Source organism: Paenarthrobacter sp. GQ52 (assembly GCF_059759005.1).
In genome coordinates this window covers 42,645-55,889 of sequence record NZ_JCAXEJ010000007.1, presented here as the reverse complement: position 1 = coordinate 55,889, position 13,245 = coordinate 42,645, and the positions used below count along the sequence as shown (strand labels likewise).

Here is a 13,245-nt window from a genome sequence, read left to right as displayed (position 1 = left end):
GATGACCCCGCCCCCTCCCGACGCTCTCTCACGTCCCGCGTGCTTGAGCGGGTCGCTCTCTCACGTCCCTCGGGCTTGAGCGCGTCGCTCGCTCATGTCCCTCGGGCTTGAGCCCATCCCTTCTCCCCTTTTGGTGTTTTTTAGGGTGCTGCCGCAATCGCCCGCGGGCGCACTTGGGCTGTGGCGTCGATGCTGCTGTTGCCCACCGACGGCGAACTTTCTTCAAGAGAGTGAGAGGGCAATTGGTTGAAGGGGTAGGGATGTGAGAGAGCGTCGGGCAGGTTAATGATGCTTTGAGTGCAACTTCCGTGCGATGAGCGCAACAGCCGCATCGCGCATCAAAATGACCGGTCCCGCACTATCAACCTCAAAAATCTCTACAAACACCCCTTGACCGTGGCGTCGCTCACACATACTCTGGTGCAACAGCGTTGCGTTGAATGCAACCCCAATGATTTTGGTGGACACATGAGCAATGAATCCTCTGTGGCAGCCGAGCAAGGTGTTTCACCCGCCTCCGGCTCCAACCACGCCCTCAGCCCCAACAACACAGTCAGCAAAGACACTCGACGGCGAGTGGTCACCGCCAGCTTCATCGGCAACTTTGTTGAGTGGTTCGACTACGCCGTTTACGGCTACCTGGCCGGCATCATCTCAACAGTTTTCTTCCCGGAGTCAGACCGGCAGACAGCCCTCCTGGCAACTTTCGGCGTCTTCGCCATCAGCTTCTTCGTGCGGCCGCTTGGTGGTTTCATCTGGGGCCATATTGGCGATCGACTCGGCCGAAAGCAGGCGCTCTCGCTCTCGATCGTGTTGATGTCAGTGGCCACGTTCTGCATCGCACTGATCCCGGGCTACGCCACCATCGGTGTAATGGCGCCGATTCTGCTCCTGCTCGTAAGAGTTGTCCAAGGATTCTCCGCGGCCGGCGAGTACGCAGGGGCGTCCGCCTTCCTGGTGGAATATGCGCCGGCGAATCGCCGCGGACTGTATGCCGCCGTCGTGCCTGCCAGTACCGCAGCGGGACTGCTGCTCGGATCACTCCTGGCCGCCCTACTGACGTCAGTACTTAGCGCGGAGCAGCTCAACGAGTGGGGTTGGCGGTTGCCGTTCCTGCTCGCAGCGCCCATGGGGCTCATCGGCAGGTACATCCGGACCAAACTGGAGGACACTCCGGCGTTCCGTGAACTGGCCGAGAAGGACGACGGCGTCAAGGCTCCCGCGTTGGCCATGTTCAAGACGTACCGGAAGCAACTCGTTATCGCCACTGGCGCGGTGCTGCTCAACGCGGTGGGCTTCTACGTGATCCTCAGCTATATGCCCACGTATTTGTCGGAGGAGCTGGGCTTCGGCGCCACGGAGTCGTTCCTCGCCACCACCATTGCCCTGGCCAGCTACATCGGCTTCATCTTCCTCACTGGCATCGCCTCGGACAAGTTCGGCCGCAAGCGCATGCTGATCACCGCGTCGGTCCTGTTCATCCTGCTCACGGTGCCGGCGTTCATGCTCCTGGACACCCGCAACTTCCTGGTGATCGTCCTGGTTCAAATCCTTCTGGGCGGCATGCTCACCCTCAACGACGGCACCCTGCCCAGTTTCCTGGCCGAACTCTTCCCCACGAAGGTCCGGTACACGGGCTTCGCCGTCAGCTTTAACCTCTCCAACGCCTTGTTCGGTGGCACTGCGCCGTTCATGGCCACCCTCCTGATCGGCATGACGGCCAGCAAGCTGGCACCCGGCTGGTACCTCGTGGCCGCCGCCATAGTTTCCCTCACCGCAGTCCTGTTCGCCACGGAGACTTCCAAGAAGCCCCTGCTGCAGGACTAGTTCAACCCACCCATTGAAAGGAACCACCATGACCATCACCCAGAACGAGGCCGTCAACGATGTCGCCAAGCTTGAGCGCACCAAGGTCCTCAACAACGGAGAAAAGGTTTCGCTGACTTTCTCCGACGCGGAGTTTGAGCGCCGCCTCAGCGGCCTCCGCAGCATCATGGCCGAGAAGGACCTCGACGCCGTCATCCTCACCAGCTACCACTCCATCAAGTACTACTCGGACTTCCTCTTCACCTACTTCGGCCGCTCCTACGGCATGGTGGTCACCAAGGAAGACACCGTCACCATTACGGCGAATATCGACGCCGGGATGCCTTGGCGCCGCAGCTACGGCGACAACCTTGTGTACACGGACTGGCGCCGGGACAACTACATCCACGCCATCCAGGAAGTGCTGCGCACTCGCGGTATCAACCCGCGCCGCATCGGCGTCGAAGATGACTCGCTGCCGCTGGACAACCGCAACAAGATCCAGGCAGCCTTCTCAGGAGCCACGCTGGTGGACGTCGCGCAGGCTGCGATGCGTCAGCGCATGATCAAGTCTGACGAGGAGATTGCGGTCATCAAGCATGGTGCCCGCATTGGTGACCTCGGCGGCGAGGCCATCCGCAACGCCATCACAGCCGGGATCACCGAGTACGAGGTTGCCTTGATCGGCACTGAAGCCATGGTCCACGAGATCGCCCGAACGTTCCCGGACTCTGAAATCCGTGACACGTGGGTTTGGTTCCAGTCCGGCATCAACACCGACGGCGCCCACAACTGGGCCACCACGCGCAAGATTCAGGAACACGACATCCTGTCCCTGAATTGCTTCCCCATGACCAGTGGCTACTACACCGCCCTGGAGCGCACCCTGTTTTACGGCGAACCGGATGCCCGCTCCCTGGAGCTGTGGAACATCAATGTAAAGGTCCACAAGCGCGGCCTGGAACTCATCAAGCCCGGCGCGGTCTGCAAAGACATCGCCGCCGAGCTGAACGAGATCTACGTCAGCCACGGACTGCTGGCCAACCGCACCTTCGGCTACGGCCACTCGTTCGGCGTGCTGAGCCACTACTACGGACGCGAAGCGGGCCTGGAGCTGCGCGAGGACATCGACACCGTTCTGGAACCGGGCATGGTGGTATCCATGGAACCGATGATCACGGTCCTGGACGGCCAGCCGGGCGCCGGCGGCTACCGCGAGCACGACATCCTGGTGGTTGGAGATGACGGGGCAGAGAACATCACCAAGTTCCCGTTCGGCCCCGAGTACAACATCATCGGAGCCTAGTGACCCGGCCGGTGAGCACAGCGTGGTGTCCACCGGCCGGTGCGCCTGCCCAAGCGAAATATAGTGAACCCATGACTCCCTCGGAATCCAACGACGCTCCAGAAAACAGCAACGGCAGTGGCGATAGCAAAAGTACCTCCGTCATCGTCAACGCCATCGCCGTGTTGAGGAGCTTCAGCGCCGACGAGCCGCTCCTGGGAGTCACCGAAATCGCGGGTCGCGTTGGCCTGCACAAGAGCACGGTCTCCCGAATCCTCGCGACGCTGGAACAGGAAAACCTTGTAGAGCGCGACGTCGATTCGCGCAGGTTCCGCTTGGGGCTGGGAATGATCGCCATGGCGGGTCCACTCCTGGCGGAACTCGAAGAACGCCGCGTCGCCTACCCCGTGCTGCGCGAACTTACTGAGCGCACGGGGGAGACGAGTGCGCTCATGGTGTGGAACGGTAACGAATCCATGTGCGTGGAACAGATCCCCAGCCGGCATCAGGTCAAACACCTCACTCCGCTGGGGGCGCGATACAACGAGGCCCTCAGTTCCTCGGTGCAGGTGTTCCTTGGCACGGAGAACGAAGATCGGGTGCGTCAACTGTTGCGCAGCGGCTCGATTACCCTCCCTGGTCTGGACGAGGACGCAATTGAGGGGTACCTCGAGCGGATCGGGGAGTCCTTGAAGCGCGGCTGGGCAGTGAACTTCGGGGAGACCTCTATTGAAGAAGTGGGTGTGGCCTCGCCCGTTTATGACCATCGTGGCGACATTGTGGCGTCCGTCCTGATCCCCGCACCGAAATTCCGCGTTTCGCAGGACACCCTGGACAGCCTCGGTGAAGCCTGTGCCGCAGCCGCGGCCAAAGTAACCACGCGCCTGGGTGGCCGCGCCCCGCGGTAGCCGGGCAGCCCGTCGTCGAGCCCCGGAAGCCTCCGCCGAGATGGCAGTAGATGACGATCAAGAGCAAGAACATTGTCCTTAAATGGCATCTCGGCGGAAACAAAACGGCGGCCGTTCCCGCATGGGGACAGCCGCCGTCGTTGATTACAAGCCGTGCGGAAGGTCTACATCTTCCGTCGTGCTGTGGTTGTTTCGTCCATGGCATCCCTGCCCAGCCAGGCGCCCAGCCCGATCATGGCAATGCCGAGGATCAGGTGCAGCCAGTTGTCAGCCGTATTGAACGGGACGAAGTTGGCAGCTGTTTCCTGGTTGATGACCAGGCCGTAGATCCAAAGAACGATGTACACGGCGCCGCCGCCCAGGAGGAACAGGCGAGCCATGCGTGCGTTCCTTGCCATGGCCAAGCCGGCCACGCCAAACAGCAGGTGAACGATGTTGTGGAGTATGGATACTTGGAAGATTCCAAGCAGCATGGCGCCGGATTCATGTCCCGCAAAGGTCATGGCGCCGAAATTGGTGGTGATTCCCGGGATGAAGCCCAGGATGCCTACCAGCAGAAATACAATGCCAACGCCCATGGCGGTGTTGCGAAGCGTCAACCCCATCATGTGGTGGTGTTCGGCGGGGTGCGAAGCGGTGGTCATCAAGTCCTCCCTTTCACGCTGTTACCCGGCTCTTCTCATGGAGAGCCGACCTGCGGCAAGGGGTGTCGCAAAACCTTGCCGACGCCGCCATAATACTCCTGAAATGCCTCCGATAGCAGGGGATGAGCCCAGTTCAGCGGCGGTTAGCATGGATTTATGAGCCAAGCTCCAGACGGACGTGTGCATACGATCTTCCATGACACCCGCGATCTCACGCCTTTCCGCGAGGGCTACGTCCGCACGCCGGTCCGTGGCCTGGCCGACGGCGTCAATGACGTGCTTTCCGGGGTCCTCAGCGGTCGCGACCATGCGAGGTTGTCCGTGGTGGGGAATGTCCCGAGGCTCAGGATGCTGTCTTCCAAGACGGCGAAGGCCATGCATGAGGCCGTGTTCACTTCCACGGAGCCCGATCGGCTCCTTGCTTTCGGCCGCACATATCCGGGCTGGGCCGGCTTATGCCACGTGATGGCGGGGCTGCTCACGTACAAGCATGGCGGATTCCTGAGGGCGTCCGAGCTGTTGCAGCGCGGTTTAACAACAAGGATCGACGACGACGCCAGCCAGTTCTCGGCTACGTACCTTGGGCAGGTGGTCACCAAAGTCGAGGTAGCCGAACGCATCGAAGTTCCGGTCCTGTTCAGTGAGGAAGCCGTGTTTCTGACGTTGTCCCATTGTCTCCGGGAAATGGGGATGACCGAGGCGGCATTGGAAGCGGTGGTGACTTTGCCGCCGTCGTTGCCTTCTGCATTGGCGCGGTGCACGGCGGCGTATTCGCTGGAGCGCCACCGCGACGTGGTGCTGTGGACAGAAGGTTTGCTGAACACGGATGACCTGTCGGCCGCGCTGTTGTTGATGCGGGCGCGGTCGCAGCGGGCAAGGGGCGACTTCGAATCGGCCCAGGTTGCCTTGAAGGAAGTCCTCCGGCGTCGGAAAACCAACCTGGCCTTGAAGAATGATGCCTTGACCGACAGGGCGTTGCTCGCGCTCGACCAAGGCCGCCGCACCCTCACTCCGCGATCCAAGCGGCCAGCCCCGCCCGCCGAGCTTGAGACTTTGGAAGTCATCCGCAAGGACGCCGAGATGCGGCGTCTCTGGGAGAACGACTTCAGGCAGCTGGGCGGCGAATAAAACACCCTTGTGCCGTACTCAGGAGAGGCGTATTCTCTTAATCAACCAATCAGTTGATCAACGAGTAAGTTGATCAACGTTGGTTGAAGAAAGGGTTGAAGCGGAAATGGAACAAGATGCCCTGGGGTCGGAATCCCTGGATAAGGCCTTCATGGCGTTGGCTGATCCGGTGAGACGGGCCATGGTAGCCCGTCTGTCGCGGGGAGACGCCACTGTCAATGAGCTGGCCGAACCCTTCGCCATCACCAAACAGGCGGTTTCGAAACACATTCAAGTCTTGGAGCATGCCGGCTTGGTCACCCGTTCCCGCGACGCCCAGCGCCGGCCGGTTCATTTGGATGCGGCAGCCCTGGAGCGACTGACGGCTTGGATTGACCAGTACAGACTGATCGCCGAGTCACGCTTCCGCCAGTTGGACGAGTTGCTGGGTGTCGGCATCTCCCACCATGAACAAGAGAACACGACAGCAAAGAAGAAAGAGGAACTGAAATGAGCAATCCAACAACAATCACCGCTGATAGTGGCGTCCCGTTCGTTGATACAGTCCGCGAATTCGATGCCCCGGTCAGTGCAGTTTTCAAAGCCCACGTTGACCCGGACCTCTTGGCCAAATGGCTGGGCCCGCGCAGCACGGTCACGAAGATAACCGAATACAACGCCACCACCGGCGGAAGCTGGCGCTACGAAAGCGGCGACGATAGCGGGATGTACGGATTCCGCGGCGTGTTCCACACGGTCGAGGCCGACGCGTTGATCATCCAGACAACCGAGTTCGAAGGAGCGCCGAATCAGGTGGTCATCAGCACCACCACGTTCGAGGAAATCGACGGCAGGACCAGGATGTCGGCGCACGAGGTCTACCCCTCGGTTGAAGCACGCGACATGGCCCTGGCTACAGGGATGGATTACGGCGTGATCGAAGGATACGAGCGGCTGGACGAACTGCTCGCAGCCTAGCCGCTTATCGCTTAGCTGCTTGCAGCCTGGAACTGCGGCAGAAGCGACAGGAGTTGCTCTGACAGCAGCACTGTCCCAAGTCCGATCATGATGACTCCGCTGACCAGGGTCACTACCCGGGCGGCGCCGGGCCGGGAGGCCAGCAGCTTCCTGGAAGTCAATGCGACGGCGGTGTAAACCAACCCGGCGAGGATTACGAAGGTCAGGCCCAGCAAGCCCGATTGGACCGGAACAGGCAGTGCTGCCTCGGGGCTGACGAACTGCGGCACCAGCGCCACAAAGAAGAGCAGGCCCTTGGGGTTGATGCCGCTGGTGCCCATGCCCTGAAGGAAGGTGCGGAGCTGGTTTCCGGACTGCACGACGCCGCCTTCCGCACTAAAGCTGGCAGCTCGCCACGTGCGGAGGGTAGCAATGCCGAGCCAGAGCAGGTAGGCGGCCCCCGCGATGGTCAGCCATCCCAATAGTCCTGGAACTCCGGCCAAGAGGGCGGCCAGTCCTGCAGCCATCAGCAAAGTGTGGATGACGTAACCACTGCATAAGCCGGCGACGGCAGGGACGAAGCTGCGCTGACGGAGGCCCGCCGAAATCGAGTACGCCCAGTCGACGCCCGGTGTGCACGCCAAGCTGACGGCGACGAGCATGAAGGCGAGGAACAGCTGCGGATTCAAGTTTTCTCTCCCAGGCTAGGTGGTAGGAAAACTCTAGGGAAAGTCGGCCCGTAAGTGTTCCCGTTTTTAGCCCGGGCGGAGCCATTTTCGGTAAGATAATTGCGTGATCGACGGGATTGATAGAACTATTTTGCGCCACCTCAAAGAGGACGGCCGGATGACTGCCACAGCCCTTGCTTCCAAGGTGGGTTTGACCGTGGCTCCATGTCATCGGAGGCTCCGCGATTTGGAGTCCTCAGGGGTGATCCGCGGCTACCGTGCAGACATCGATCCTGCCGCGGTGGGCCTGGGCTTTGAAGCGATTGTTTTTGTCACGCTCAAGCAGGTGGAGCGCACCATCATGGCGGAGTTCGAAGAGCGTGTGACTGCCAGTCCCAACATTGTGGAGGCACAGCGGCTCTTCGGATCCCCTGATTACCTGCTCAAGGTCATTGCCGCGGACCTGCCCGCGTATCAGCGCTTCTACGACGACGAACTCGCGGCACTTCCCGCGGTGGAGCGCCTCACGTCAACCCTGGTGATGAAGAATCTGAAAACCAACATAGGACCGCCGGTCTGAGGAGACCTACTCCGCCAGTAGTCCAGTGGTCCGATAGGGAATCACTTCGCGGAGGAACATGCTGGTGGACGTGCGCACGATCCCCGGGCACAGCCGGATTTCCTCGGATACCCGATACAGGTCGTCCGGGCTTTTGGCTACCACCCTGATGATGAGGTCGGTATCGCCGGCGGGAGCATGGCATTCGAGAACTTCGGGGATCTCCCGCAGGGCAGCAATAGCTTCGTTGAGGTGGCTTTGGTCGAGCTCGGCACTGACGGCGGCAGCCACGCCACGTCCCAAGGCCGAGGGCAAGACGCGACTGCTGTTGGGGCGGAGGGCCCCGGACGCCGTCATTCGCTCGAGGCGCGACTGAACTGTGCCCCGGGCGAGGTGAAGTTTCTGGGCCAGCACCATGATGGGCACGCGCGGATCTTCGTCCAAGGCGGCGAGGATCCGACGGTCTGTAGCGTCGAGTTCCTGCAAAGTGACCACTTCCTGTCGAGCTTTTCACTTGAGACTGGTCAGATCGATCAATCAATATGATGTCCGTTGCACCAACTGTATGCCTTCTGCTGAAATGGTGACAACGAAGCAGGTCGCGGCTACCGCCAAACCCCGCAGGCATCAGGAACCCGGAACATCACCCGGAGCCCTGCACAGGTTTCCCGCAAGGAAGCAGCCGCTGATTGACTCTTGTTCACAGCATTGTCATTCTGCACCCGTCCCTTCACTGGGGCGCCACAGCAAGAGCCCCTGAGCTACCGGATCGTTGCGGTAGCTGAGGGGCTCTTGTGTTGCCTGACCCGGTCTTTGCCTCCCCTGTCCGGCGAATAGGCTTGGATCATGACTGCTGCTGGCCGCTTCGCCCCGAGCCCCTCTGGCGAACTGCACGTAGGCAACCTGAGGACCGCGGTTCTCGCCTGGCTCTTCGCGAAGTCCACTGGCCGCGATTTCCTGCTGAGAGTTGAGGACCTGGACCGCGCCCGCTCCGGCGCTGAGGCGGAGCAGCTCCGCGATCTGCGGGCCGTCGGCGTCAGTTGGGACGCCGCCGTCGTTCGCCAGACTGAACGCGCGGCGCTGTATGACGAAGCGATTGCGCGTCTGGCGGCAGATGGCCGGACCTATGAATGCTTCTGCACGCGACGGGAAATCCAGGAGGCCCCCTCCGCGCCGCATGCTCCGCAGGGCGCTTATCCGGGAACGTGCCGACGGCTTTCCCATGCCGAACGTGAGATCCGGCGCGCCACGCGTCCCGCCTCCATCCGCTTACGGGCGGAGGTTTCGGAGTGGGCTGTTGAGGACCAGTTGCTCGGTAAATATGCGGGCGTCGTGGACGACTTTGTGCTTCGCCGCAACGACGGCGTGACCGCCTACAATCTCGCGGTGGTGGTTGACGACGCCCACCAGGGAATTGACCAAGTTGTGCGCGGCGATGACCTCCTCCCATCCACGCCGAGGCAGGCCTATTTGGCGACGCTGCTCGGGTTGCCGATCCCTGAATACGCGCACGTTCCGTTGGTTGTTAACCACGACGGCGTGAGGCTGGCGAAGCGCGACGGGGCCGTCACGCTGGGCGACCTCGCCGCCGTCGGAATTCCTGCAGAACGTGTGCGTGACCTACTGCTGGAGTCTCTTGGACTGCCCTCGGGAACCCTGCAGGCGGCCCTGCCGCACTTCACTCCGCGTCACGTGCCAAAGACGCCTTGGGTGTGGAAAACTCCCCGGGCCTGAACTGTGCACCGCGCAGGGCAAGTGCAGCTTAGTTGAGCTGCGCTGCCGGGACTCCGGCCGCCATTCCCGCCCACAATGTGTCGGTTGTAGCGGTGACCACGTACTCCACTGAATTCCCGTCCAGCTGACCGCCGGCGGCGAGAAGGGCCGTGCCATGAAGGCTCACAAAGCACACCATGGCCAGGGTTTCGGGGTCACCGGCGGCCAGGACGCCGGCTTGCTGTGCCTCGGCAATCATTGCCCGGGCAACGTGGATGCCTTGCACGCCGGTGCTTCGCAGCTCTTCGCTGGAATCGGGATGGTGCTTGGTGGAGTACATCACCGTCAGCAGGGCGGGGTGCTCAACCGCGAAGTCCACGTAGGCCTTCCCAACATTGACGAAACGCTCCCGGAGGTCTTCGCCTGAATGGGCGGCGTCAAGGATGCGGCGGTTCATCGACTCAAAGCCGGCCAGTGCCACGGCGTCGATCAGGGCTTGCTTGTCGCGGAAGTGCTTGGCCGGCGCGCCGTGGCTGACATTCACATCACGGGCCAGTTGCCGCAAGGAGAGCCCGTCCACGCCAGCTTCTTCGATGGTTTCCATGGCGCGGCCCAAGAGTGCTTCCCGGAGTTTGCCATGGTGGTAGGGCTGGTCAGTCATGACTACATTCTATGCCAATGTAGTCATTGACAACAAAGTAGACACTGCCTACCATGTAGACAGCGACTACATTAGTCTCCGACTCAATTGATTGGATTCCGCCATGACCATGACATACACAGGCACCACTGCACTCATCACGGGCGCCAGCTCCGGCCTGGGCGCTGAGTTCGCCGGACAATTTGCTGCCCTGGGCTCCAACCTTGTCCTTGTGGCCAGGCGTGCAGACCGCCTGGAGGAGTTGGCTCAGGACCTGCGCGCACGCCACCGCGTCACAGTGACCGTCCTCCCCATGGACCTCGGCCGCGCAGGAGTGGGACGCGAGCTCCTCGACGAACTGGCCGGCCGCGGAATCACCGTCGACACCTTGATCAACAACGCCGGTTTCGGCACCCACGGTCCTTTGGTCAAGGAAGACCCGGACACCATCGCATCCGAGATTTCCTTGAACGTTGCCGCCCTCGTGGACATTACGCGTGCCTTCCTGCCGGACCTGCTAGCCTCCGGGAAGGGTGCCTTGGTGAACGTCGCCAGCACTGCCGCGTTCCAACCCATCCCCGGCATGGCCGTCTACGGCGCCACCAAGGCCTTCGTCCTGAGCTTCACCGAAGCAGTTGCCCACGAAACCAAAAACACCGGACTCAACGTCCTGGCCCTCTGCCCCGGTGCGACGCGTACAGAGTTCTTTGACGTCCTCGGCGGTGAGTCCGCAGCGGTAGGCAAGATGCAGACCTCTGCACAGGTTGTGGGGACTGCCCTCAAGGCGCTCGATCGCAAGGACACTCCCGGCAGCGTCGTCTCGGGTTGGGCCAACCGTGTTGCAGCCGGGTTCGCCCAGCGTTTGCCACGGGCCATTACCGTCGCCATCGCGGCGCGCGCTGTTCAGGACTCGTAGGACCGGCAGGACTGGTAGGACCGGCAGGGCTTTGCGATTGGAGGGGCGGTGCTGCGGGTCCGGGAACAGCGGATAGCCTGAAGGTGAGGACCGATCCCCGTCGGTCCCTCTTCAAGCCGGAGGCCAGCATGACCGAACCACGCTTTACCGTAGAGACAGCCCAGGTTTTGGCCGAGGTGGCTCACAACCGGCAGAAGGACAAGCTCAAACGTCCTTATCGGGAGCACGTTCTGGCTGTGGGCGACGCGCTCGCCGACTTTGACGAGGATATCCAGATCGCAGGGTACCTTCATGACATCGCCGAGGATACGCCCATCACTCGCCAGGCCCTGCTTGAAATGGGAGTGTCCGAGCGGGCGGTAGACATCATCGAACGCGTCACCCGCCGCTTCCACGACGACCCGGATGATTACGACGCCGGCATCCGTTTCGTTGCGGAGGACCACGACGCAACGTTGGTGAAGATCGCGGACAACGCGCACAATTCACTGCCGGAGAGGGTCAAGGCACTAGCTGAAAAGTGGCCGGACAAGCAGCCGGTAACCCGATACGCCGATGCCCGACCCGTGCTCTACACGGCGGTTCCCCGCGAAGAGGTCCGGATGATCCTGGAGCGGATCAACCCGTACCTGCTTCGGGAACTGGACGAGATCGTTCCGGAGTAGCCCACTCGTTGTGAGGCCCGCTCTGCGCACAATGGGACGGACTTGGGGTGCAAAGCGGGCCCCGCAACGCAGGGGGATGCCTTAGCCCGCGGCGGTTTCCAGCCGCCGGAGGGCTGCTGCCCGGCCCTTGTGCCCGCGTCGTTCGTCGTAAGCAATGGACAGGCCCAGGACCACCATCATTGTCAACATGCAGATGGGCACGGAGGCGCCGGCGGCGGCCAGGGCAATGCTTGCAGCCAAGCCAAGGACCACCAGCGCGGAACTCAGGAAGTGTTCGCGGTCCAGGCCGAGCATGATGCCGTACAGCGTGCTGAGTGAGACCTTGAAAACAATGATGGGAATGGCGATGGAGGCCACCGCGGCGGCCGCAGGAATGTGGGCTTCGTGGTCAATGTAGTACGCGGCAACATGCAGTCCAGCCCCGGTGGCGGCAATGGCAGCGAAGATCGGCATATGCCCATAGCCGAACACCCAGGAACGGTGCCGCTGGACGTGAAGTGCCGGACCCGAGGGCAGGATGAAGTAGATCCACCACATGGCGAAGGCCAGCCCGGTGCCACTCAATCCAACCAAGGCCGCATCCATGGACCATTGGTGGGTGGCCACAATGGCACGCAGCGTTTCAATGGCACCAATCAAGCATTCACCCAGGGCGATGATGGCCAAAAGGCCGTACCTCTCCGCGATGTGGTGCGCGTGCCACGGGGTACGGATGTTGCGTTCTGCGAAGTACGGTGCCGCCATCTCCATGATGAACAGCGGAGCTGCCATGAGGAAGGTGGTGAGGACGCTCGCATCGACCAAGAGAACCACCACCCATCCGATTTGGACGATCGCCACGTACTTCGCGTAGCGCAAACAGGTTTCCCGGCGTTCGGGATCCTGGCGGGCTGCGCGCAGCCACTGGAAAATCAGGGCCACCCGCATGACGATGTAGCCGAGCACCATGGTGAAGTTATCCACGTGCTTGCCCTCGATGATGGAGTGGAACACCGGCTCGACGCCCATGGCCAGGATGAGGACACCCACCATCTGCACCATCGTGACTACGCGGAACACCCAGTCGTCGGTGTCGTAGGCGCTGGCGAACCATGTGAAGTTGATCCATGCCCAGATCACCGCGAACATGGCGAAGGAGAAGGCGAGGAGACCTGGCCAGAAATGCGCTTCCGCCACTGCATGGGCGAACTGGCTGCCGGCAACACCGAAAGCGATGACAAAGGTCAGGTCGAAGAAGAGCTCCAGCGGTGTTGCTGTGCGGTGCTTTTCATGGGGATCGCGGCCGCCCATGCGGGACAACGCATGGCGAAGGGGATTCGAGGACATGGCACAAAGATTACCGTTGCCCTTGCCTCCACGCCGAGATCGCCGGAATGC

General features: G+C 61.7%; 15 protein-coding genes. 10 read left to right on the top strand and 5 right to left on the bottom strand.

Annotation, left to right across the window (positions count from 1 at the left end):
- Positions 1–468: 468 nt before the first annotated feature.
- The 3 genes from AC6CH8_RS11480 to AC6CH8_RS11470 all read left to right on the top strand — a co-directional run bounded on the left by AC6CH8_RS11480 (position 469) and on the right by AC6CH8_RS11470 (position 3,999).
- The gene (locus AC6CH8_RS11480) at positions 469–1,827 is read left to right on the top strand and encodes an MFS transporter (RefSeq protein ID WP_498190604.1); all 1,359 of its coding nucleotides are present in this window, start codon (positions 469–471) and stop codon (positions 1,825–1,827) included.
- Positions 1,828–1,855: 28 nt separating this feature from the next.
- On the top strand, positions 1,856–3,112 hold the full coding sequence (locus AC6CH8_RS11475; protein WP_498190603.1) for an aminopeptidase P family protein: 1,257 nt from the start codon (positions 1,856–1,858) through the stop codon (positions 3,110–3,112).
- Positions 3,113–3,183: 71 nt separating this feature from the next.
- Complete coding sequence (locus AC6CH8_RS11470) at positions 3,184–3,999, top strand: IclR family transcriptional regulator (RefSeq protein ID WP_498190601.1); 816 nt, start codon at positions 3,184–3,186, stop codon at positions 3,997–3,999.
- Between the two features lie 164 nt (positions 4,000–4,163).
- Here the strand turns inward: AC6CH8_RS11470 and AC6CH8_RS11465 are convergent, their stop codons facing one another.
- Positions 4,164–4,643: a DUF4383 domain-containing protein gene (locus AC6CH8_RS11465; protein WP_091463589.1), complete on the bottom strand. Its 480-nt coding sequence runs from the start codon at positions 4,641–4,643 to the stop codon at positions 4,164–4,166.
- A gap of 156 nt (positions 4,644–4,799) precedes the next feature.
- On the opposite strand from AC6CH8_RS11465, the gene AC6CH8_RS11460 reads away from it, so the two are divergent.
- The 3 genes from AC6CH8_RS11460 (at position 4,800) to AC6CH8_RS11450 (ending at position 6,728) form a co-directional block, all read left to right on the top strand.
- A complete protein-coding gene (locus tag AC6CH8_RS11460) occupies positions 4,800–5,771 on the top strand; it encodes a hypothetical protein (RefSeq protein WP_498190599.1) in 972 nt (323 codons plus the stop codon).
- 106 nt (positions 5,772–5,877) lie between these two features.
- Positions 5,878–6,264 (top strand): ArsR/SmtB family transcription factor, encoded by a 387-nt coding sequence (locus AC6CH8_RS11455; protein WP_498190597.1) that lies wholly within the window; start codon positions 5,878–5,880, stop codon positions 6,262–6,264.
- Positions 6,261–6,728, top strand: coding sequence for an SRPBCC family protein (locus AC6CH8_RS11450; protein ID WP_498190596.1), 468 nt, complete (start codon positions 6,261–6,263; stop codon positions 6,726–6,728). The genes AC6CH8_RS11455 and AC6CH8_RS11450 overlap by 4 nt, the downstream gene beginning before the upstream one ends.
- Before the next feature lie 11 nt (positions 6,729–6,739).
- Here AC6CH8_RS11450 and AC6CH8_RS11445 read toward each other — a convergent pair whose 3' ends face one another.
- Positions 6,740–7,396: a LysE family translocator gene (locus tag AC6CH8_RS11445; protein ID WP_420179266.1), complete on the bottom strand. Its 657-nt coding sequence runs from the start codon at positions 7,394–7,396 to the stop codon at positions 6,740–6,742.
- Between the two features lie 103 nt (positions 7,397–7,499).
- Here AC6CH8_RS11445 and AC6CH8_RS11440 point away from each other — a divergent pair, with 103 nt between their 5' ends.
- The gene (locus AC6CH8_RS11440; RefSeq protein ID WP_091463568.1) at positions 7,500–7,955 is read left to right on the top strand and encodes an Lrp/AsnC family transcriptional regulator; all 456 of its coding nucleotides are present in this window, start codon (positions 7,500–7,502) and stop codon (positions 7,953–7,955) included.
- A gap of 6 nt (positions 7,956–7,961) precedes the next feature.
- Here the strand turns inward: AC6CH8_RS11440 and AC6CH8_RS11435 are convergent, their stop codons facing one another.
- Positions 7,962–8,420, bottom strand: a complete 459-nt coding sequence (locus tag AC6CH8_RS11435) for an Lrp/AsnC family transcriptional regulator (protein WP_024818488.1) — start codon at positions 8,418–8,420, stop codon at positions 7,962–7,964.
- A 360-nt stretch (positions 8,421–8,780) separates the two neighbouring features.
- Between AC6CH8_RS11435 and gluQRS the strand changes: the two genes are divergently transcribed.
- Entirely contained in the window at positions 8,781–9,668 is an 888-nt protein-coding gene (gene gluQRS / locus AC6CH8_RS11430; RefSeq protein WP_498190593.1) for a tRNA glutamyl-Q(34) synthetase GluQRS, read from the top strand.
- Positions 9,669–9,696: 28 nt separating this feature from the next.
- Here the strand turns inward: gluQRS and AC6CH8_RS11425 are convergent, their stop codons facing one another.
- On the bottom strand, positions 9,697–10,308 hold the full coding sequence (locus AC6CH8_RS11425) for a TetR/AcrR family transcriptional regulator (protein ID WP_498190591.1): 612 nt from the start codon (positions 10,306–10,308) through the stop codon (positions 9,697–9,699).
- 103 nt (positions 10,309–10,411) lie between these two features.
- On the opposite strand from AC6CH8_RS11425, the gene AC6CH8_RS11420 reads away from it, so the two are divergent.
- Together AC6CH8_RS11420 and AC6CH8_RS11415 are read left to right on the top strand one after the other, a co-directional pair.
- Positions 10,412–11,203 (top strand): SDR family NAD(P)-dependent oxidoreductase, encoded by a 792-nt coding sequence (locus tag AC6CH8_RS11420; RefSeq protein ID WP_498190590.1) that lies wholly within the window; start codon positions 10,412–10,414, stop codon positions 11,201–11,203.
- 128 nt (positions 11,204–11,331) lie between these two features.
- Entirely contained in the window at positions 11,332–11,868 is a 537-nt protein-coding gene (locus AC6CH8_RS11415; RefSeq protein WP_498190589.1) for an HD domain-containing protein, read from the top strand.
- 81 nt (positions 11,869–11,949) lie between these two features.
- Here the strand turns inward: AC6CH8_RS11415 and AC6CH8_RS11410 are convergent, their stop codons facing one another.
- The gene (locus AC6CH8_RS11410; RefSeq protein ID WP_498190587.1) at positions 11,950–13,194 is read right to left on the bottom strand and encodes a low temperature requirement protein A; all 1,245 of its coding nucleotides are present in this window, start codon (positions 13,192–13,194) and stop codon (positions 11,950–11,952) included.
- Positions 13,195–13,245 lie beyond the last annotated feature (51 nt).

Coding starts and splice junctions, on each gene's coding strand:
- AC6CH8_RS11475 (WP_498190603.1), top strand. CDS start 1,856: ATGACCATCACCCAGAACGAGGCCGTCAACGATGTCGCCAAGCTTGAG.
- AC6CH8_RS11470 (WP_498190601.1), top strand. CDS start 3,184: ATGACTCCCTCGGAATCCAACGACGCTCCAGAAAACAGCAACGGCAGT.
- gluQRS (WP_498190593.1), top strand. CDS start 8,781: ATGACTGCTGCTGGCCGCTTCGCCCCGAGCCCCTCTGGCGAACTGCAC.
- AC6CH8_RS11450 (WP_498190596.1), top strand. CDS start 6,261: ATGAGCAATCCAACAACAATCACCGCTGATAGTGGCGTCCCGTTCGTT.
- AC6CH8_RS11480 (WP_498190604.1), top strand. CDS start 469: ATGAGCAATGAATCCTCTGTGGCAGCCGAGCAAGGTGTTTCACCCGCC.
- AC6CH8_RS11455 (WP_498190597.1), top strand. CDS start 5,878: ATGGAACAAGATGCCCTGGGGTCGGAATCCCTGGATAAGGCCTTCATG.
- AC6CH8_RS11425 (WP_498190591.1), bottom strand. CDS start 10,308: ATGACTGACCAGCCCTACCACCATGGCAAACTCCGGGAAGCACTCTTG.
- AC6CH8_RS11465 (WP_091463589.1), bottom strand. CDS start 4,643: ATGACCACCGCTTCGCACCCCGCCGAACACCACCACATGATGGGGTTG.
- AC6CH8_RS11410 (WP_498190587.1), bottom strand. CDS start 13,194: ATGTCCTCGAATCCCCTTCGCCATGCGTTGTCCCGCATGGGCGGCCGC.
- AC6CH8_RS11420 (WP_498190590.1), top strand. CDS start 10,412: ATGACCATGACATACACAGGCACCACTGCACTCATCACGGGCGCCAGC.
- AC6CH8_RS11460 (WP_498190599.1), top strand. CDS start 4,800: ATGAGCCAAGCTCCAGACGGACGTGTGCATACGATCTTCCATGACACC.
- AC6CH8_RS11415 (WP_498190589.1), top strand. CDS start 11,332: ATGACCGAACCACGCTTTACCGTAGAGACAGCCCAGGTTTTGGCCGAG.